General features: G+C 38.3%; 16 protein-coding genes and 1 other RNA gene. 13 read left to right on the forward strand and 4 right to left on the reverse strand.

Features of this window, described 5'->3' with window-relative positions:
• The first annotated feature begins 22 nt into the window (after positions 1 to 22).
• The 12 genes from ACIQXW_RS17420 (at position 23) to ACIQXW_RS17475 (ending at position 13768) form a co-directional block, all read left to right on the forward strand.
• Positions 23 to 1207: a phosphoglycerate kinase gene (locus ACIQXW_RS17420; protein WP_402764181.1), complete on the forward strand. Its 1185-nt coding sequence runs from the start codon at positions 23 to 25 to the stop codon at positions 1205 to 1207.
• 17 nt (positions 1208 to 1224) lie between these two features.
• Positions 1225 to 1986, forward strand: coding sequence for a triose-phosphate isomerase (tpiA, locus tag ACIQXW_RS17425; protein WP_340822539.1), 762 nt, complete (start codon positions 1225 to 1227; stop codon positions 1984 to 1986).
• A complete protein-coding gene (gene gpmI, locus ACIQXW_RS17430) occupies positions 1979 to 3520 on the forward strand; it encodes a 2,3-bisphosphoglycerate-independent phosphoglycerate mutase (RefSeq protein ID WP_402764184.1) in 1542 nt (513 codons plus the stop codon). Before tpiA ends, gpmI begins: the two co-directional genes overlap by 8 nt.
• 2 nt (positions 3521 to 3522) lie before the next feature.
• Positions 3523 to 4815: a phosphopyruvate hydratase gene (gene eno, locus ACIQXW_RS17435; protein WP_340822541.1), complete on the forward strand. Its 1293-nt coding sequence runs from the start codon at positions 3523 to 3525 to the stop codon at positions 4813 to 4815.
• Positions 4816 to 5407: 592 nt separating this feature from the next.
• Positions 5408 to 5635, forward strand: a complete 228-nt coding sequence (gene secG / locus ACIQXW_RS17440; protein WP_173479464.1) for a preprotein translocase subunit SecG — start codon at positions 5408 to 5410, stop codon at positions 5633 to 5635.
• Between the two features lie 180 nt (positions 5636 to 5815).
• Positions 5816 to 6562, forward strand: a complete 747-nt coding sequence (locus ACIQXW_RS17445; protein WP_402764187.1) for an alpha/beta hydrolase — start codon at positions 5816 to 5818, stop codon at positions 6560 to 6562.
• A gap of 38 nt (positions 6563 to 6600) precedes the next feature.
• On the forward strand, positions 6601 to 9054 hold the full coding sequence (gene rnr, locus ACIQXW_RS17450; RefSeq protein WP_402764190.1) for a ribonuclease R: 2454 nt from the start codon (positions 6601 to 6603) through the stop codon (positions 9052 to 9054).
• A 57-nt stretch (positions 9055 to 9111) separates the two neighbouring features.
• On the forward strand, positions 9112 to 9579 hold the full coding sequence (gene smpB / locus ACIQXW_RS17455) for an SsrA-binding protein SmpB (RefSeq protein ID WP_340822545.1): 468 nt from the start codon (positions 9112 to 9114) through the stop codon (positions 9577 to 9579).
• A gap of 569 nt (positions 9580 to 10148) precedes the next feature.
• Complete coding sequence (locus tag ACIQXW_RS17460; RefSeq protein WP_402764193.1) at positions 10149 to 10688, forward strand: RNA polymerase sigma factor; 540 nt, start codon at positions 10149 to 10151, stop codon at positions 10686 to 10688.
• Entirely contained in the window at positions 10669 to 12033 is a 1365-nt protein-coding gene (locus tag ACIQXW_RS17465; protein ID WP_402764196.1) for an anti-sigma factor family protein, read from the forward strand. The genes ACIQXW_RS17460 and ACIQXW_RS17465 overlap by 20 nt, the downstream gene beginning before the upstream one ends.
• Before the next feature lie 239 nt (positions 12034 to 12272).
• Positions 12273 to 12628: a transfer-messenger RNA gene (gene ssrA / locus ACIQXW_RS17470) on the forward strand.
• A gap of 165 nt (positions 12629 to 12793) precedes the next feature.
• The gene (locus ACIQXW_RS17475) at positions 12794 to 13768 is read left to right on the forward strand and encodes a tyrosine-type recombinase/integrase (protein WP_402764198.1); all 975 of its coding nucleotides are present in this window, start codon (positions 12794 to 12796) and stop codon (positions 13766 to 13768) included.
• A gap of 452 nt (positions 13769 to 14220) precedes the next feature.
• Here ACIQXW_RS17475 and ACIQXW_RS17480 read toward each other — a convergent pair whose 3' ends face one another.
• The 4 genes from ACIQXW_RS17480 to ACIQXW_RS17495 all read right to left on the reverse strand — a co-directional run bounded on the left by ACIQXW_RS17480 (position 14221) and on the right by ACIQXW_RS17495 (position 15852).
• A complete protein-coding gene (locus tag ACIQXW_RS17480; RefSeq protein ID WP_402764200.1) occupies positions 14221 to 15105 on the reverse strand; it encodes a hypothetical protein in 885 nt (294 codons plus the stop codon).
• Between the two features lie 116 nt (positions 15106 to 15221).
• Positions 15222 to 15440, reverse strand: coding sequence for a hypothetical protein (locus ACIQXW_RS17485; protein ID WP_402764203.1), 219 nt, complete (start codon positions 15438 to 15440; stop codon positions 15222 to 15224).
• A complete protein-coding gene (locus ACIQXW_RS17490; RefSeq protein WP_402764205.1) occupies positions 15440 to 15682 on the reverse strand; it encodes a hypothetical protein in 243 nt (80 codons plus the stop codon). Before ACIQXW_RS17490 ends, ACIQXW_RS17485 begins: the two co-directional genes overlap by 1 nt.
• A gap of 2 nt (positions 15683 to 15684) precedes the next feature.
• A complete protein-coding gene (locus tag ACIQXW_RS17495) occupies positions 15685 to 15852 on the reverse strand; it encodes a helix-turn-helix domain-containing protein (protein ID WP_402764208.1) in 168 nt (55 codons plus the stop codon).
• Between the two features lie 355 nt (positions 15853 to 16207).
• Between ACIQXW_RS17495 and ACIQXW_RS17500 the strand changes: the two genes are divergently transcribed.
• Positions 16208 to 18433: a caspase family protein gene (locus ACIQXW_RS17500; RefSeq protein ID WP_402764211.1), complete on the forward strand. Its 2226-nt coding sequence runs from the start codon at positions 16208 to 16210 to the stop codon at positions 18431 to 18433.
• Positions 18434 to 18806 lie beyond the last annotated feature (373 nt).

Consider the following 18806-nt stretch of genomic DNA (forward strand, 5'->3'; position numbering starts at 1 on the left):
AAACTTTGAAGGGGGTTTCTTCATGTTAAATAAGAAAACAATGAAAGATATTGATGTAAAAGGTAAGCGCGTCTTCGTACGTGTCGATTTTAATGTACCGATGGCAGATGGGGTAATTACAGACGAAACACGTATCCGCGCAGCCATTCCAACGATTGAATATTTAGTTGAACAAGGCGCAAAAGTTATTTTAGCGTCTCATTTAGGTCGTCCAAAAGGTGAAGTAAAAGAAGATATGCGTTTAACTGCAGTTGGTATCCGCCTTGCTGAAATTTTAGGTAAACCTGTTACTAAATTGGATGAGTCAATCGGTGAAGCAGTAGAAACAGCAGTAGAAAATATGCAAAACGGCGATATCGTTCTACTGGAAAACGTACGATTCCATGCTGGTGAGGAGAAAAACGACCCTGCACTTGCAGAACAATTTGCTAAACTAGCGGACGTTTATGTAAACGATGCATTCGGTGCTGCTCACCGTGCACATGCCTCAACGGAAGGTATTGCGAAACACATTCCTGCTGTATCAGGCTTCCTTATGCAAAAAGAATTGGATGTGCTAGGTAAAGCATTATCAAATCCTGAGCGTCCTTTCACTGCTATTATTGGTGGCGCAAAAGTAAAAGATAAAATCGGCGTTATTGAGAGCTTACTTGAAAAGGTAGACCACTTAATTATTGGTGGCGGTCTGTCATTTACCTTCATTAAAGCGCAAGGGCATGATATCGGTAAATCTTTATTAGAAGAAGATAAAATTGAACTAGCAAAATCGTTCATTGAAAAAGCACATGCAAAAGGCGTGAAGTTACATATGCCAATTGATGCAGTGGTAGCCAATGAATTTTCAAAAGATGCGGAGACTAAAGTTGTCGATGTAGATGCTATCCCAGCTGATTGGATGGGTCTTGATATTGGACCAAAAACAGCTGCTCGCTACGCAGAAGTTATTCAAAATTCAAAATTAATTATTTGGAATGGACCAATGGGCGTTTTTGAATTAGAACCATTTGCAAATGGTACGAAAACTGTTGCAGACGCGATGGCAGCAACTGCTGGCTATACTGTAATTGGTGGCGGAGATTCCGCAGCAGCAGTAGAAAAATTTGAAGTAGCTGATAAAATGGACCACATTTCTACTGGTGGCGGCGCTTCACTTGAATTAATGGAAGGCAAAGAGCTTCCTGGTATTGTGGCATTAAACGATAAATAATAGATAGGAGCATAACGATGCGTAAACCAATTATTGCAGGTAACTGGAAAATGTATAAAACATTTGAAGAGGCAATTCAGTTTGTCGATAGCGTGCAGGATAATCTGCCTTCCAATGACAAAGTAGATGCTGTTATTTGCGCACCGGCACTTTTTCTACCAACACTTGTGCAGGTCGCTAGTGAATCTGAACTAGCCATCGGTGCTCAAACAATGCATTACGAAAATGAAGGTGCGTTTACAGGTGAAATTAGCCCGGCGCAGCTTGCGAGCGTTGAGGTAGATTATGTGATATTAGGACACTCCGAACGACGTGAATATTATAACGAAACAGATGAGGCTATCAATAAAAAGGTGGCAGCAGCACTTTCACATAATATCGTGCCAATTATTTGCTGTGGTGAAACACTGGAAGAACGTGAGGCAGGTACGACAGAGCAAAAGGTAGCTAGTCAAATTACAGCAGCTCTTGCAGGGTTTGCCGCACAGGACGTGGAGCATATGGTTCTTGCCTATGAGCCTATCTGGGCAATCGGCACAGGGAAAACAGCAACAGCAGAAGATGCCAACCAAGTATGTGGCGCCATTCGTGCAGTTGTTGAAAAATTATATGATAACGCAACAGCAAAAGCTATACGTATTCAATATGGCGGTAGCGTAAAGCCTGATAATATTAAAGAATTATTGTCAAAAGAGCATATCGATGGAGCGCTAGTCGGTGGTGCAAGCTTACAAGCTGATTCATATTTAAAATTATTGGAGGCGGCAGCAAATGCCTAAAAAGCCAGTAGCATTAATTATTTTAGATGGTTTTGCATTCCGTGATGAAACTTTTGGGAATGCAGTTGCTCAAGCAAAGAAACCAAATTTTGATCGCTTTTGGAACCAATTCCCGCATGCAACATTAACAGCTTCAGGTGAGGCAGTAGGGTTGCCAGACGGTCAAATGGGGAACTCTGAAGTTGGACACTTAAATATCGGCGCTGGCCGTATCGTGTATCAAAGCTTAACGCGTTTAAATAAATCGATTCGCGAAGGAGACTTCTTTACGAATCAAGCATTTTTAGATGCGGTAGCACACGTTAAAGCACATCAATCAAAGCTACATGTTATGGGTTTACTATCTGATGGCGGTGTACATAGCCATTATGAGCACATGTTTGCACTGCTAAAGCTAGCAAAAGAACAAGGGCTTGACGAAGTATTTGTGCATGCATTTTTAGATGGTCGTGATGTTGGACCAACAACAGCTATCGGCTATATTGAAGAAACTGAAAAACAAATGGCTTCGATTGGCATTGGTAAATTTGCTTCAATCCATGGACGTTATTATGCGATGGATCGTGACAAACGTTGGGATCGTGTAGCATTAACATATAATGCTCTCGTTGATGGGGTTGGACAAACGGCGGAAAGCGCAAAAGGTGGCGTAACAGAATCCTATGAGCGTGAAGTAACTGACGAGTTTGTTATTCCATTTAGCATCCAGGAACATGGAGAGCCAGTTGCGACAATTGAAGATAATGATGCAGTTATTTTCTTTAATTTCCGACCTGACCGTGCTATTCAATTATCGAAAGTATTTACGAATACGTCATTTGACGGTTTTACCTTATCAGCGAAACATCCACAAAATGTAAAATTCGTATCGTTTACACATTATAGTGATGAAGTAAACGCACAAGTTGCTTATGAAAATGACAACTTAAAAAATACGATTGGTGAAGTGTTAGCCTCTAATGGCAAAACTCAGCTTCGTATTGCAGAAACGGAAAAGTATCCACATGTTACATTCTTTATGAGTGGCGGTCGTGAGGAGAAATTCGATGGTGAAGAACGTATTTTGATCGCTTCTCCAAAAGTTGCGACATACGATTTGAAACCTGAAATGAGTGCTTATGAAGTAACAGACGCATTGCTTGCAGCGATTGCAGCTGACAAATTTGATGGCATCATTCTAAACTTTGCGAACCCTGATATGGTGGGGCATAGTGGAATGCTAGAGCCAACAATTAAAGCAATCGAAGTTGTCGACGAATGTCTAGGGAAAGTAGTAGATGCCCTGCTTGAAAAAGGCGGAGCAGCTATTATTACAGCTGACCACGGTAACTCTGACGAGGTTGTAACGTTAGAAGGAAATCCGATGACAGCTCATACAACAAACCCTGTTCCAGTAATTGTGACGAAAGCAAATTTAATGTTAAGAAATGGTGGCTTTTTAGCCGATTTAGCGCCAACCATGTTAGAATTATTAGAGGTGTCACAACCTATTGAAATGACAGGTAAATCACTTATCGAAAAAGAGGAGAATTAATTATGCCATTTATTACACAAGTTTATGCGCGCGAAGTTTTAGACTCACGTGGGAACCCAACAGTAGAAGTTGAAGTATTTACAGAATCAGGTGCTTTTGGTCGTGCAATCGTGCCATCAGGTGCCTCTACAGGTGAATACGAAGCGGTAGAATTACGCGATGGTGACAAATCACGTTACCTTGGCAAAGGTGTATTAAAAGCAATCGAAAATGTCAACACAATTATTGCTCAAGAATTAGAAGGTAATTTCTCAGTTCTTGACCAAGTAGTAATCGACAAAGCTTTAATCGAGCTAGATGGCACAGAAAACAAAGGTAAACTAGGAGCTAACGCAATCCTAGGTGTATCAATGGCAGTTGCACATGCTGCAGCAGATTATTTAGATGTACCTCTTTATCAATATCTTGGCGGTTTCAACTCAAAACAATTACCAGTACCAATGATGAACATCTTAAATGGTGGTGCACATGCGGATAACAACGTGGACATCCAAGAATTCATGGTAATGCCTGTTGGTGCAGAAAACTTCCGTCATGCATTACGTATGGGTGCTGAAATTTTCCATAGCTTAAAAGCAGTATTAAAAGACAAAGGCTACAACACAGCTGTAGGTGACGAAGGTGGTTTCGCTCCAAACCTTGGTTCGAACGAAGAAGCAATCACAGTGATCCTTGAAGCAATCGAAAAAGCTGGCTACAAAGCTGGTGAAGAAGTGAAATTAGCAATGGACGTTGCGTCTTCTGAATTATTCAACAAAGAAGATGGCAAATACCATTTAGATGGTGAAGGCGTTGTGAAAACTTCTGAAGAAATGGTGGACTGGTACGAACAGTTAACTTCTAAATACCCAATCATCTCAATCGAAGACGGCTTAGACGAAAACGACTGGGCTGGTCATAAATTATTAACAGACCGCATTGGCGCTCGCGTACAATTAGTAGGAGATGATTTATTCGTAACTAATACGAAAAAATTATCTGCTGGTATTGAGCAAGGTGTTGGTAACTCAATTTTAATTAAAGTAAACCAAATCGGTACGTTAACAGAAACATTTGAAGCAATTGAAATGGCGAAACGTGCTGGTTACACAGCGGTTATTTCTCACCGTTCTGGTGAATCAGAAGATGCGACTATCGCTGATATCGCAGTTGCGACAAACGCTGGTCAAATTAAAACAGGTGCTCCATCTCGTACAGACCGCGTTGCAAAATACAACCAACTTCTTCGCATCGAAGATCAACTTGGTGCAACTTCAGAATATCTTGGTTTAAAAACTTTCTATAACTTAAAATAAGTGAACGGCTAGCAACTAGCAGTTCCTTTGATGAAAATTGCCTCGAAAGCATGGATGTGCTTTTCGAGGCAATTTTTTTGAGCAAATGAATAAGCTGAGCGCGTAATTGAGACGGAGAGTTCTACATCTTTGATTTCCTTTGCGGGCGGCGCTTTCCGCGGGCACAACGTAAGCCGCAACCCTCGCTAGAGTGCGGCTTGTTGCGTCTTACTTTGCGTGCGTTCGGAGCAGAAGTCGCCGCCCTTCACTGGTGTAATTGTGTGAGTGCCTGGCACTTTAGATTTTTCGCAGGCATGTTGTAAGTCGCAAAGCCCGCGGAAAGCGTATGTTACATGGTGTTCTAAGCATGAGTATAAATGCAGAAAAATTCAAAATTGTTTGGGTGCCAGGCACTGCATTTTGGATTTGAAATATTTCTATTTTTTTTTGTATAATAACAGTAAAGTAGACTGAGTCTTCTCCTTTTTAATTTATGTATTGTACATAGTATTTGGAAAAGTAATACCATTTTGTAATCTGTGTTTGTCATGGGAACCTTTATTTGTTATAATATAGTGTGTTGTGATGTTTCAAAGTTCGGGAGGTGCAGTGGATGCATACAGCAGTATTAATAGCTTTAGTTATCGTATCATTAGCATTGGTTGTCGTAGTTTTATTACAATCTAGTAAAAGTGCAGGCTTGTCAGGTGCCATCTCGGGTGGAGCTGAACAACTATTTGGAAAGCAAAAAGCACGTGGTATGGATTTAATTCTTCACCGTGCAACAATTGTTTTATCAATTTTATTCTTTCTTTTAGCAATCGCTATTGCAAAAATATAATAGTTGAAGATATTCCGCCTAACCTAGAATGGTTGGGCGTTTTCTTTTATTTTCAGTACATAGATGAACTTAGACGAATAATGTAGATTTTATACGTATGAAAGATGCTAAATTACGCCAATGTATAATGGATATGGCTATAATAGAGTGAATATGTTTTACAGTGAAGGAGAACTTGCCATGAACAAATCATTATCTCAGCCATTTTTCTTTCAAGCAGGTCCGCGTGCAGTGTTATTATTACACGGATTTACAGGTAGCTCTGCAGATGTGCGTATGCTTGGTAGATATTTAGAGAAAAAAGGGTATACTACATTAGCGCCTCATTATAAAGGGCACGGTGTGCAACCTGAAGAACTTATTACAACAGGACCAACTGATTGGTGGCAAGATGTCAAAGCTGCGTACCAACAATTACAAGATGCTGGCTATGAGGAAATTGCCGTAGCAGGACTATCACTTGGCGGTGTGATGGCTTTAAATGTAGCGCTAAACAATCCTGTAAAGGGCATTGTGACAATGTGTGCACCAATGACGATGCGAACTACAGACGTAATGTTTGAAGGCGTATTGAAATATGCAAAAGAATACAAAAAATTTGAAGGCAAAACTGACACAGAAATAGATGCGGAAGTGTCGTTAATCGCTGAAAAAGGTATGCCATCATTACAACAACTACGTGAGTTTATTGCGCAGACTCGAAAAGAAATAGATATGATTTATGCCCCGATTTTTGTCGTACAGGCGACAAATGATGAGGTAATAGAGACAGAATCTGCCAACATTATATATAATCAAACTGAGTCACTAGAAAAATACATCAAATGGTATGAAAACTCAAAGCACGTTATAACATTAGATCAAGAAAAAGATCAATTACATGAAGATATTTATCGTTTTTTAGAAGGCCTAAATTGGGCACACTAAAAATGATTTAGGATTTTTACATGAGGGAGGGTATTAGTATGACGGACAAAAAAGATTCACTACAAAGTCGATTACTCGATTTTTTCGGTGAAGAAGAATATAAACCTTTAACCGTTGGAGAAATAGAAGACGAATTTGGGTTTGAGGATGCAGAAGAATTTAAGGAGCTCGTTAAAACGCTCGTGCGAATGGAGGGGCAGGGCTTAGTTGTACGCTCACGCTCGAATCGTTACGGCTTACCAGAGCGCATGAATTTACTGCGTGGTAAATTTATCGGCCACGCAAAAGGCTTTGGCTTTGTCGCACCTGATGTTGAGGGCATGGATGATGTCTTTATTCCACCGCACGAAGTAAATGGTGCCATTAATGGTGACACAGTACTTATTCGTGTGTTAAAGGAATCATTTGGCGATCGCCGCGAAGGTACAATCACAAAAGTTGTAGAACGAGGCCAAACGTCATTTGTTGGAACATTCCAAGCAAATAGAGGCTTCGGCTTTGTCGTATTGGACGATAAAAAACTACCAATGGACATTTTCATCGCGAAAGGCGATACATTAGGTGCTGTTGATGGGCACAAAGTGGTCGTTGAAATCGCGACATGGCCAGAAGATTTAAAATCAGCGACAGGCTATATTACAAAAATTTTAGGACATAAAAATGACCCAGGTGTCGATATTTTATCGATCTTATATAAGCACGATATTCCACCAGAGTTCCCAGAAGAAGTCGTTGCTGCTGCACAACGAGTGCCTGATGATATTTCTCCTGCTGATTTAGAGGGACGTCGTGATTTACGTCATGAAACGATTGTCACAATTGATGGTGCAGATGCCAAAGATTTAGATGATGCGGTAACTGTTACAAAAAATGTAGATGGTACCTACAAGCTTGGCGTACATATTGCAGATGTCAGCTACTATGTAACACAAGGCTCTGTAATAGACATTGAAGCATATGACCGAGCGACAAGTGTATATTTAACAGACCGTGTTATTCCGATGATTCCGCATCGACTATCGAACGGTATTTGTTCTTTAAATCCACAGGTAGATCGCCTAACGTTATCGTGTGAAATGATTATTGATGGCAATGGTAATGTCATTGCGCATGAAATATTCCAAAGTGTCATTAAAACAACAGAGCGTATGACTTACAAAGATGTTTACAAAATTTTAGAGGAACAAGATGAAGAGCTAATTGCTCGCTATGAGCCACTTGTACCGATGTTTAAACATATGTTAGAGCTTTCAAAAATTTTACGCCATAAACGTGAGCAACGCGGTGCAATTGACTTTGATTTTAAAGAGTCGAAAGTGATCGTCGATGAAGATGGATGGCCAGTAGATATTGAAATACGTGAACGCACTGTAGCAGAGAAATTAATTGAAGATTTCATGCTTGCTGCCAATGAAACCGTTGCAGAACATTTCCATTGGATGAATGTACCGTTCCTATACCGTATTCACGAAGATCCAAAGCCTGAAAAGCTTCAACGCTTCTTTGAATTCGTAACGAACTTCGGTATTTTAATTAAAGGTACAGGCAATACGGTGCATCCAAAAGCATTGCAAGATGTCTTAGCAGCAATTGAAGGCATGCCTGAAGAGCCAGTTATTTCGACGATGCTACTACGCTCAATGCAACAAGCGAAGTACTATCCAGAAAGCATCGGTCACTTCGGTTTATCGACTGATTTCTATACACATTTCACATCACCAATTCGTCGTTATCCTGACTTAGTTGTCCACCGTTTAATTCGCACGTATTTAATTAATAAAGACACGTCGCAAGAAACGATTGCACAGTGGTCGATGGCAATGGATGAAATTGCCGACCACACATCAGAACGCGAACGTCGTGCAGTCGATGCAGAACGTGATACAGACGCATTGAAAAAAGCACAATATATGTCTGATAAAATCGGCGAAGAGTTCGAGGGCATTGTTTCTTCTGTTACGAACTTCGGTATCTTTATCGAGCTACCAAATACGATTGAAGGCCTCGTGCACATTAGCAATATGACCGACGATTATTATCGCTTCGATGATCGCCAAATGATTATGATTGGGGAACGTACGAACCGCCAATTCCGCATCGGTGATGAAGTAAAAGTACGCGTCGCAAACGTTATTATCGAAGAGTCATCGATTGACTTTGAAATCGTAGGAATGGTAACTTCTTATGGAAGAACAAGAAAAGCAACACCTACAGTCATTCATGCGCGTAAAAATTATAATGATAATAAAGATGGGCGCAGTAGCCGAAGCAGTCGTTCAGGTTCAGGCGGTGGAAGAGGTCGCCGTGACGATGAAAAACAAAGCAATGGTGACTCATCGAAACGCAGAGAACGCGGTGGTAGTGACCGTGATCCACGTGGCCAACGCAAAGATAGCTCAAGCCCAGGCCCGAAAAAAGGCGTAAAGCAAAAGCAAAAGTTTTACGAAGGCATCGCCAAAAAAGGCAAAAAGAAAAAAACAAAACGTAAATAAAAAATCCAGCGTGAGCAGGCTAAGTCCTGCTCAACCTTTGAATTGAGGGTGAACAAGATGGCAAAAGGTACTGGGAAAGTATTAGCACAAAACAAAAAAGCAGGGCATGACTACTTCATCGAAGAAACGATTGAAGCGGGCATGGTACTAACAGGCACAGAAATTAAAGCCATTCGTGCAGGTAAAGTCCAATTACGAGACTCTTACGTTCGAATCACAAGCGGCGAAGCATGGATTAGCAACATGCATGTCAGCCCATTCGACCAAGGTAACCGTTTCAACCACGACCCACTACGAGCCCGCAAATTGCTCCTACATAAAAAGCAAATCGGCGAACTAGTAGGTGCTGTCAAACGTGACGGCTACACAATCATCCCTTTAAAAATGTACATTAAAGATGGCTATGCCAAACTCCTTATCGGCGTCGGCAAAGGGAAAAAAGACTACGACAAACGCGACGACATGCGCAAAAAAGAAGCAAAACGCGAAATGGAACGTACCTTCAAAGCAAAAAATCAATATTGATAGATTAAGAGAGGAGCTCACCACTTGTTGTGGTGAGCTTTTTTATTGCGGGAGCAAGATGAAGTCTATGGGCACGGGCTTATCTGTGAAGCGGAGGAGATTTCCGCTACGGGCGTGCGCTTTCCGCGGGCACACCGTAAGCCGCAACCCTCGCTACGCGCGGATTGTTGCGTCTTACTATGCGTGCGTTCCCGCAGGAGTCGCCCGCCCTCCGCTCGAATTAAAAAGTATCGCCTACCACGCTGTAGGTACTTCCGCGAAATAAGGTGAGGATTCCGCGGAATGATTAGGTAATTCCGCGAAGTAAGGGGAGGATTCCGCGAAACGGGGAGGTAATTCCGCGAAGTGAGGAGCTAATTCCGCGGAACAAGGAGATATTTCCGCAAAGCGGGGGAGAATCCACGAAATGAGGAGAGAATCCCGCGAAGCGAGAGAATAATCCTACGGAGCAAGATCAGTTAAAACAACCCAATAAAAAGAATGTTTCGACGTTCATTTCAAAATATATTTCCACGCAGGTGAGATTTTTTTAAAGATTTTACGTTTTTAATGTAAGGAGGTGTGGTCTCATGGAAATGCAGCTGATACAAAAAATCATTGCCGGGGATCAACAAGCATTTCGCATCATTGTTGATACATATAAGCAGCCACTTGTCAGCTATTTAACCTATCAAACGAATGACGAGGAGTTGGCGAAAGATATTGCTCAAGAATCATTTATCAAATGCTATGAAAACTTACTTCATTTTAAAGGTGGATCTTTTAAGGCATGGCTTTTTCGTATCGCGATTAATCAACTGATTGATTTTAAAAGGAAGCATAAGGAAGATCCGACACCAATTGAGGAAACGCCCTCATTAGAAACACCTGAATCGTTAATGATCAAAAAAGAACAGAACGAGTTGCTTCAACAATGGCTTAAAACATTGGAACACAAAACGTACCAAGTTTTCGTCCTGAAGTATGCTAGTAATTGCTCTTACGAAGAAATCGCTGAGACACTTAATATTCCAATATCGGAAGTACGAAACCGACTGCATAGAACAAAGAAACGGCTAAGAAACGCTATGTTGAAGGGAGAGATTAATAATGAACTGCTTATCAACTGAAGAAATGCACGATTTTATCGACGGACGAATAGACGATAACAAAATGATGCAAATGGACAAGCATATTCAATCATGTGCAACCTGCTCTGCATTACTGGATGAACAACTTGAAACAGAACAGCTAATTAGCTCCTTGTTTCCTGCAGTGCATGTTGACGATTCATTTACAGATCAAGTGATGAATCAATTACCAAAGAAAAAGACTTCTCTTACAAAAAAGCGCGGCTGGCGAGCAACTTTTGTAGCAGCCGCATTCGTCACAGCCGCATTATTATTTCTAGTAATTTCAACTGTGAAACAGGAGCCTGTAACTAGTTCTACGCCTATTACCATAAAAGTAAAAGACGTTAAACTAACAGATGCTTTCATAACAGTAACATTAGCTACATCTGGCTATAGTGGCAAGGAAATGTTCTTTAATGAATCAACGAAGGGTGATGTTGCACTCGTGCTACCAAACGGGAAAAGCGAAGCAGCAAGTTACGCTGCAGATCAATCAGCAAATGAAATCACCTATGAATTCCCATTATTTAATGTCACACATGATGAATTTAAGCTTCTATTTAACTACCGACACATTTATGGCGAGGATGGACAATGGACGCTGGAAGTACCGATTGATCGCAAGGAATTGTTAGCCCAAACAGAGACTGTTACACTACATTCCACATTTGAAAAAGAAGGCGTTGACGTAAACTTTATCCGTGCACAACATGGACCACAGAACTCTCTCTTCAAATTTGAAACAAAATTTACGGAGGAGATGGCAACATTCGTAGAGCAACAAGTAGAAAAATATACAGCTGATTTACCGCTAAAGGAAAAGGAAGCTTATGCAGGATATAATGCACAAATACTTTATGACGTTATTGACGCTGATGGACAAAAATTAAAACGCTCAGTTCCTGAAGATAACGTCAGTATTCAAAATGATCGCTACGCTCATACTGAAACGATTAGTGCCTATCCAAGCGTACAAGAAGGAGGCTATATAGCTGTTACTGGTGCCAAGTATGAGCTGCCAACGAATGTTCGACACTCGCTAACAGTGAACCAATTACCTTACACCTTTACTTATAAAGATACAGAATATGAAGTAAAGCTCTTACCAGATCAACGCCTTGAAATTTCATCAGATGCAAAGACAACGACAATTAACGACTGGCATATTACAGTGAATAATAAACCAGCCTGGGATACAGCCCGTTTCCGAGAAGATAAAGAAAAAAAGTATACAACAATCACATTCGATGAGGGAATTCAATTAGATTCGTTTATCCTTTACGGTCAAACGGAATTAAAATATGTTTACTTTGATGAACCGATTCGAGTGGAAATACGCTAACCTAAAAACACCTTTTGATGAATAGTTTTCAAAAGGTGTTTTTACTATGCTTTTTTGGAGTTGATATAGAACTATAAATCTGTAAATAAGGCACTATACTTGAAGTACAGCTAGGTTTGTTTTATAATAAGTATTGTTAGTGCCAGCATGTATTGAAGCGTAGTACTACTCTTCAACCGTACTAGAAGCAATTCTAGCTCTTTGTTTGATCGAGGCAACAAGCTTCGCATCATATTCAAGGGGACGTTACGGATTCGACAGGGATGGTTCAAGCTTTGGTCGCGCGTCGGAGGTCTCGGCTCCGTCATCAACGGAAGTTATATAATAACTGGCAAACAACAAAACTTAGCTTTCGCAGCGTAAGCTCGTAAGCGCTCTGCCTCTCTATCGCCCATGTAGAGAACGTGGGGCCCAACTTTAGTGGGATACGGTCGATGATGCCACCTGAGTCACCGGCAAGAGATTTCCAGGTTAGCGTACAGGACGCCTGTTTGTCGGCATAATGCTACGCGAATTGCGAATGGACAAACTACACGCGTAGAAGCTGAAGTATTGGAGTCTTTGGACGCGGGTTCGACTCCCGCCGTCTCCATACATAAAGTGGCTACAAACGTAGTCATATCAACGTTTTAACAGACTAGGGATATTGAACGGGAGTTGAACTCTTGGGCAATATCCCTTTTCTTATCCCTATGGAAAATTAGCATATTTGAGCTTGTTTAAAGACCTTCTAAGTAAACACATTAGGAGGTTTTTTTCTATGTCTAATAGGAAGCGGAAACACGGTATATTCGCTGTAAATAGTGAAGTAGTAATGCTATCAAGTAGTAAAGCTGAAGAAAGAGAAGGTACGCACATTAGCATTGCACTTGAAACAGTCTTTAAACAAATGCGTATAGCAGGGAACAGACCGCGCACAATTGAGAGCTATGAGTACATCTTTAAACAGTTTGTAGAGGTTTGTGGAATCGTAATAGTAGAGGATATTGATTTAGATAAGCTCTATCATTACTTAGATATTTTACAGGTTACTCCCGCGACTAAACTAATACGCTTAAAGTCAATTAAAGCGGTACTAAGCAAGTTTTATAATAACGGTTGGTTAAAAGACCGCTTCTGGAGCAATATTCAAATTAAGATTGATAAGGAAGTAAAGAAGGGAGCTCGGGAGTCTGATATAGAGAAGCTCCTGCAACTAATAAACCAAACAACTTTTATCGGCTTTAGAGACGCCGCCGCGATTAAAGTAATGTATAAGACAGGTATTCGTATTCGCACATTAGGAGAGCTTAGAGAGCGTCATATAGACTTTGAAAACCTATGCTTAAATTTAGACGGCTCTACTTTGAAGAATCACAAGTTTTTAAAGCTCCCTATTGATACAGAACTAGCGGAAATGTTAAAGCTGCTTATTCAGTTAAACAATGGTATCCGCGCTCATTTCGGTACAGATAACCGTCATATCTTTATTACTCAAAATGGTTTACCAATGAACTCTAGTAAATCGTCTAATTGTGCTATCTCTAAGCAATTAAGCAAGTATTCGAAGCGGTACGGTTTAGAAAATATCAATGCACATGCGATTAGAAGGGCATACGCGAAGAATTTGCTAGAGAAGGGAGCTAGTATAGCTTTAATCAGTAAAGCCCTTGGGCACAGTGATTTAGCGGTTACAACACAGTACTTAGAACTTGATGTAGAAGAAGTAGCAAAGGATTTGAGAGACTATCTTTAAGGGAGGTGGAGCGGAATATCCTAAGTATTTTCTAGTAAAGAGATTTTACTATAGAGATTTTATTTTACTCCTCCTCATATCGCTTTGCTACGAAGTAGCGAAGCACTGAATTTGTTAGAGATTATATTCTGTTTGAGAAACGGAGCGAAGCGGAGGTTCTCAAACAGAATCTTATTTTTAATAAATCCTAGTTTGTAATTGAAATACAGAATACTTAATACAAAGACAAGATATAAAAGTGAACTCCTTCTAAAAAAAGCCTATGAGCCTTGATATAATAACGTTTATAGCACTTTTTGAAGAGGCACTATTTTCGGTGTATTTTCTGTCTGAACGGCACTGTTTTCGGTGGGTTCTTTGACCTATTGAATGTTTGTCACATATAAAAAAGGACACGCTAATAGCATTGTCCTTGGATGTACGCGGAAATATGTATTTAAATTAGAATTCTATTAATGAGCTTTAAACATTTCTCTTAGGAAGTCGGCTCTTAATTCGTCCGCTTTATCTGTATTAGATTCCGTATCGCTCCATAAAACGTCTGGGTGAACATAGCAAACATGGCTTTTCTTTGTTTTGGTATAGAGAACAACACCGTTGTCATTTAGTTCATTCATATACTTGTCTATTGTATCTTCATCATGGTTTAGTAATTTAGCAAGTCCAGCAAGACTTAAAGCCTTTACTTTATCTAAGTCGGTTTCATTAGGAGTAGTTGTAAGCATGAAGTTTTTGTAATGGAAAAAAGGGATTATTTTATAAAGTAAGCCTAGTGCTTCATTAGATAAACGTCGTATGTTTTTATCTAATTCGTCTTTCATGAGCTTTACAAAGTGTGCTTTTTTCCCTTTCTGTTTACCCCTAGTGTGAAAGACTTCATTGACATAGTAAACTTTTGAACGTTTCACCAGTTGGCTTTTAATAAGCCCAACTTCCTCTAGTCTAGTTAGAATCTCTCTTGTTCTCCTGTCTCCTTTGTCGAAGATTTTCTGTATCTTAGCTTGTTTTAAAGGTTCTTTACCGTCTGTGAGTAGACCTCCGTTTTTTTGTCGCATATGGCTTAGTAAACGCATGAAGTACCCACATTCAATAAGTTCGGGTTCAGATACAAGTTTAGTTAAAGGCTCCTGTATGCACTGGATAAACTCTAAATCATTTCCCCTTTTATTTCTAGCTTCTTCTCTTAGTTGGGCTTTTTTAAGACCTTCACGTTGCCTTTGAGCCTTTTTATCATCTTCTTCTGAAACCATACGGAAGCGTTCTAATACTTCTCCTGTCTCCTCGTTATACTTTGTAGCGGTTCGATTTTCTAAATCAAAAGTTAAAGCATGTTCCATTGTTAATCCTCCAAAAGTTAATATAGTTATAGCCGCGCTATACGTTTAATAATGCGCGGCTAGTGTATGTAAATACACTTTCACAGTTATAGTACCGAAAGTGTAGTATTCGTTAACTAAACGTTCTCAAAGGTTTTCTCTATCTTCCATTGGGGGAAATTTAATCCGACAAGGAAGTCATATAGTGAATCTCTAGTAATTGCATAATCAAACGAACTAAATGCGCTATCATAATCAACTTTTACTAAAGCTCCCTCTCTAATGCCTTTCTTTAATGTAGACATATCGTAATATTCCCAACTTAGAGCTTTTAAAGAGTTTTCAACTGTAACCATTATTTACTCCCTCCAAACAAAGCAATTGATACCTCATTCGCATTTAATCCTATCTCATTAACGAGATAAGTCTCTAAGCTCTCTATATCAACTAAAAAGTTGTAAGCTGTATTTTGGCAATAATGAGGTCTTTCAATCCGTTTTAATTTGCCATTGTCTACGAGCTTTTTAGCTGAATGAACAGAGACACCTAAATTTAGTTTTGATAGAACTCTCCCGACTTGCTCTAAAGTGTAAGTCATTTTCAATTTCCTCCTTCAATGTGTTTGATTACTTGTTCATAGTCGAACCGTTTAATTGAGCCGCCAATTGTGTAATATGGCAATTTACCGCTCTTACACCACTTGTAAATAGTCATTGGGTTCACTGACAGTAATTCAGCAACCTCGTTTACTGACAAGAACTGTTTCATTCTTATTCCTCCTTCTTCTGTATCTATAAGAGAATATAAGAAAATATAAGTGGTTATATAACGAGATAAGGAAATATAGGGAGAGATAAAATAAAATTTTTAAATATTAGTCCTCGCGGAGGGAACGTAGCTAAGAACAAATAGGCTTATAGCGGAGGTACCTAAATATTTTCAAAAATCTCTCCCGTGTATTACAAGCATTACTCCGTTTTAAAAGTGCTTTAAGCGTTCATTCGGCACGGGGTGGGGTAATAAAATTCTTTTTGTTCCCTATTGTTCCTTATATTCAAAAGAAATAGTAAATAGTGATATAATAGGAATATTGTATTAAAATGTCTATATAGGAGGTTTTTTTGTGAACTATGCTTTAATCGTAGGAATTGAGGATTATTATGAATTAACACCAACAATTTACGCAGAAAATGATGCAAGAGATTTTAATGAAATTTTAATTAATACGATGGATTTTAAAACTAAAACCTTGTTAGGAAGTGAGGCTTCATTACAAAACATAAAAAAACAATTTCAGATTATCATGGATAAAATAAATCAGGGGGATAAATTTTATTTTTTCTTTGCTGGGCATGGAATTAATTTTAATGGTACACCAAGGATTTCTTGTTATGATACATACTACGATGAGTTAGAAAACACAACTTTATCTATTGAAAGTATGTTAGGTGAAATTGAAAAGAAAAAATGTTCTCAAAGTATCTTTTTTATTGACGCTTGTGAAAGTACAATCTCATTTGAAGGAAGAAACTTGAGGGCTAGAAAAATTTCTCAAAAAGATATAGAAGATTTACAAAAAAAATCAGAATATACTTTTGTTTTTAGTGCAGCATCTGTAAGTGGTACAGCAAGCGTCATGGAAGATGATACACTTGGACATGGTATATTTAGTTACTATTTATTAGAAGCATTTAGAGGAAATACAGTAGAAGCTTTGGATGGAACTAAGCTAACTAATACATCTCTTGCAAATTATTTAACATATAAAATTAAAGAATATTGTTCAACAAGGTCACACAAACAAGTAGCTTATTGTTGGGGAAAAGCGCAAAGTGAATTTTTAATATTTGACTATTCACAAAGACAATTAGAAACTGAATCAAAAGTATTCATAAATGATATTTACTTCGGAGTTATAGATGCAGATAATGAATATAATAAAGATTTAAAAGCATTTAAAGAAAATTTTTATGACTTAAATGATACAGTTCAAAAAATCATTAAGGATAAAACTAAATTTATTGTCTTAGGAAAAAAAGGAACAGGTAAAACATATATTGGTAAATATTTGGAGATGGAATCGGAAATTACAAAGGATATTAATGCAAAATATGTGAATTTCCAAACTTTTGATTATATAAAATTTGACAGCATTAAAGATTCTAAAGCTGATACATATGAAAAATATTCAACTGCATGGGAATGGATAATTTTCACACATTTAAGTAAATTAATTATTGATAAATTACCTAATGATAGTGAATCTTTAGATGACTTGAAATATTTATATAAAGGGCTTTTAGGCGAAGGTGAGCCAAATTTTAGAAGGTTGATTAATAATAGGCTTAAAAGAGGGATAAGCCTAGATGAAAAATTCGAAAAATATATAGGCAAAGATGAAAGTGGTGGCAACTCGCATTATAAACTTCAAGATATTGTGGAACTGTTAGATATTTTATTATCTGAAATAAGATTTAGTAATGATAAACAATATTTTTTAGTACTTGATGGATTAGATGAGAAAATCAAAAATGATAAAACGTATAAAGATTCATTAAATGGTCTTCTTTGGACTATCTATAGATTAAATAATGATTTTAATAATAGTGACTTACCAATAAAGATAGTAATTTTCTTAAGAAATAATGTTTATGAATTTGTTTCGGGTGCTAATGTAAATAAGCTGAATTTAGGTAATACAGTACATTTGACTTGGAATAGCGATTCTCAAGATAAATTTGATTTTCCTTTGGCTGACTTTATTAATAAACGTATTGCTAACTCGTTAAAAAATAGTATCTCTAGTCCTGTAGTGAACCCTTTGAAGTTAATTTTACCTTTTGAAATTAAAAGTAATTCTAAGGCTGAGGCTAAAGAACCTTGGGGATGGATTCTAGATTTTACGACTTATAAGCCTAGGGATGTAATCCAGTATTTTAATAGTTGTCAAATGTTATGTAATAACAGTGATGAACAATTAAATGCAAAGATATTGTGGGCAGCGTTAAAAGAATATTCTAGTTATTTAGTTAGAGAGTTTAAAGATGAATTATTTGGATTTTACACAGACGAACAGATAAAAGAATTGTTTTCCGAGATACTTCCTAAAATGGGTAAAAAGAGAAATTCATTTAATGAGATGAAGATTTTGATTAATAAGAGTGTGCATTGTAACACTTTAAAACCAGAGGAATTGTTAAATACTTTATATGGTATTGGTTTATTAGGTGTATTTGAATCTGATTTTGCTCATTGGGCATATAGGACAAAAACTGTGAAAATCTTTGTACCTGAAAACTGTAAATATCTTTTACATTCAGGAGTATGGAAGGCATTATCAATTTGGTGAATAAATGCTATAATTAAATAGGTCTTTGAACCAAGTTCGTAAATATGTAATACTCCCTAGTGGATAAAATAGTTGAAATGAGCGCGGCTTTAAAGTTTGCAATCCCTTGTCGTTCTAAGTGTCGGCATAATGCTACGCGAATTGCGAATGGACAAACTACACGCGTAGAAGCTGAAGTATTGGAGTCTTTGGACGCGGGTTCGACTCCCGCCGTCCCCATACTTAGTATTTAGCAGTAGAAATGCTGCTAAATGTAACGTAAAGCATAAATTTTCCGTTTGGTAACTTTATGCTTTATTTTATTTTAGGAAATTTTAACGTTAAATATTCCTATCCTCGGTAATCCAATAAAATGGTTTACTATTAATAACTC

Source organism: Lysinibacillus sp. NPDC097162 (assembly GCF_044762185.1).
Classification (GTDB): domain Bacteria; phylum Bacillota; class Bacilli; order Bacillales_A; family Planococcaceae; genus Lysinibacillus.

Coding starts and splice junctions, on each gene's coding strand:
- ACIQXW_RS17420 (WP_402764181.1), top strand. CDS start 23: ATGTTAAATAAGAAAACAATGAAAGATATTGATGTAAAAGGTAAGCGC.
- tpiA (WP_340822539.1), top strand. CDS start 1,225: ATGCGTAAACCAATTATTGCAGGTAACTGGAAAATGTATAAAACATTT.
- gpmI (WP_402764184.1), top strand. CDS start 1,979: ATGCCTAAAAAGCCAGTAGCATTAATTATTTTAGATGGTTTTGCATTC.
- eno (WP_340822541.1), top strand. CDS start 3,523: ATGCCATTTATTACACAAGTTTATGCGCGCGAAGTTTTAGACTCACGT.
- secG (WP_173479464.1), top strand. CDS start 5,408: ATGCATACAGCAGTATTAATAGCTTTAGTTATCGTATCATTAGCATTG.
- ACIQXW_RS17445 (WP_402764187.1), top strand. CDS start 5,816: ATGAACAAATCATTATCTCAGCCATTTTTCTTTCAAGCAGGTCCGCGT.
- rnr (WP_402764190.1), top strand. CDS start 6,601: ATGACGGACAAAAAAGATTCACTACAAAGTCGATTACTCGATTTTTTC.
- smpB (WP_340822545.1), top strand. CDS start 9,112: ATGGCAAAAGGTACTGGGAAAGTATTAGCACAAAACAAAAAAGCAGGG.
- ACIQXW_RS17460 (WP_402764193.1), top strand. CDS start 10,149: ATGGAAATGCAGCTGATACAAAAAATCATTGCCGGGGATCAACAAGCA.
- ACIQXW_RS17465 (WP_402764196.1), top strand. CDS start 10,669: ATGAACTGCTTATCAACTGAAGAAATGCACGATTTTATCGACGGACGA.
- ACIQXW_RS17475 (WP_402764198.1), top strand. CDS start 12,794: ATGTCTAATAGGAAGCGGAAACACGGTATATTCGCTGTAAATAGTGAA.
- ACIQXW_RS17480 (WP_402764200.1), bottom strand. CDS start 15,105: ATGGAACATGCTTTAACTTTTGATTTAGAAAATCGAACCGCTACAAAG.
- ACIQXW_RS17485 (WP_402764203.1), bottom strand. CDS start 15,440: ATGGTTACAGTTGAAAACTCTTTAAAAGCTCTAAGTTGGGAATATTAC.
- ACIQXW_RS17490 (WP_402764205.1), bottom strand. CDS start 15,682: ATGACTTACACTTTAGAGCAAGTCGGGAGAGTTCTATCAAAACTAAAT.
- ACIQXW_RS17495 (WP_402764208.1), bottom strand. CDS start 15,852: ATGAAACAGTTCTTGTCAGTAAACGAGGTTGCTGAATTACTGTCAGTG.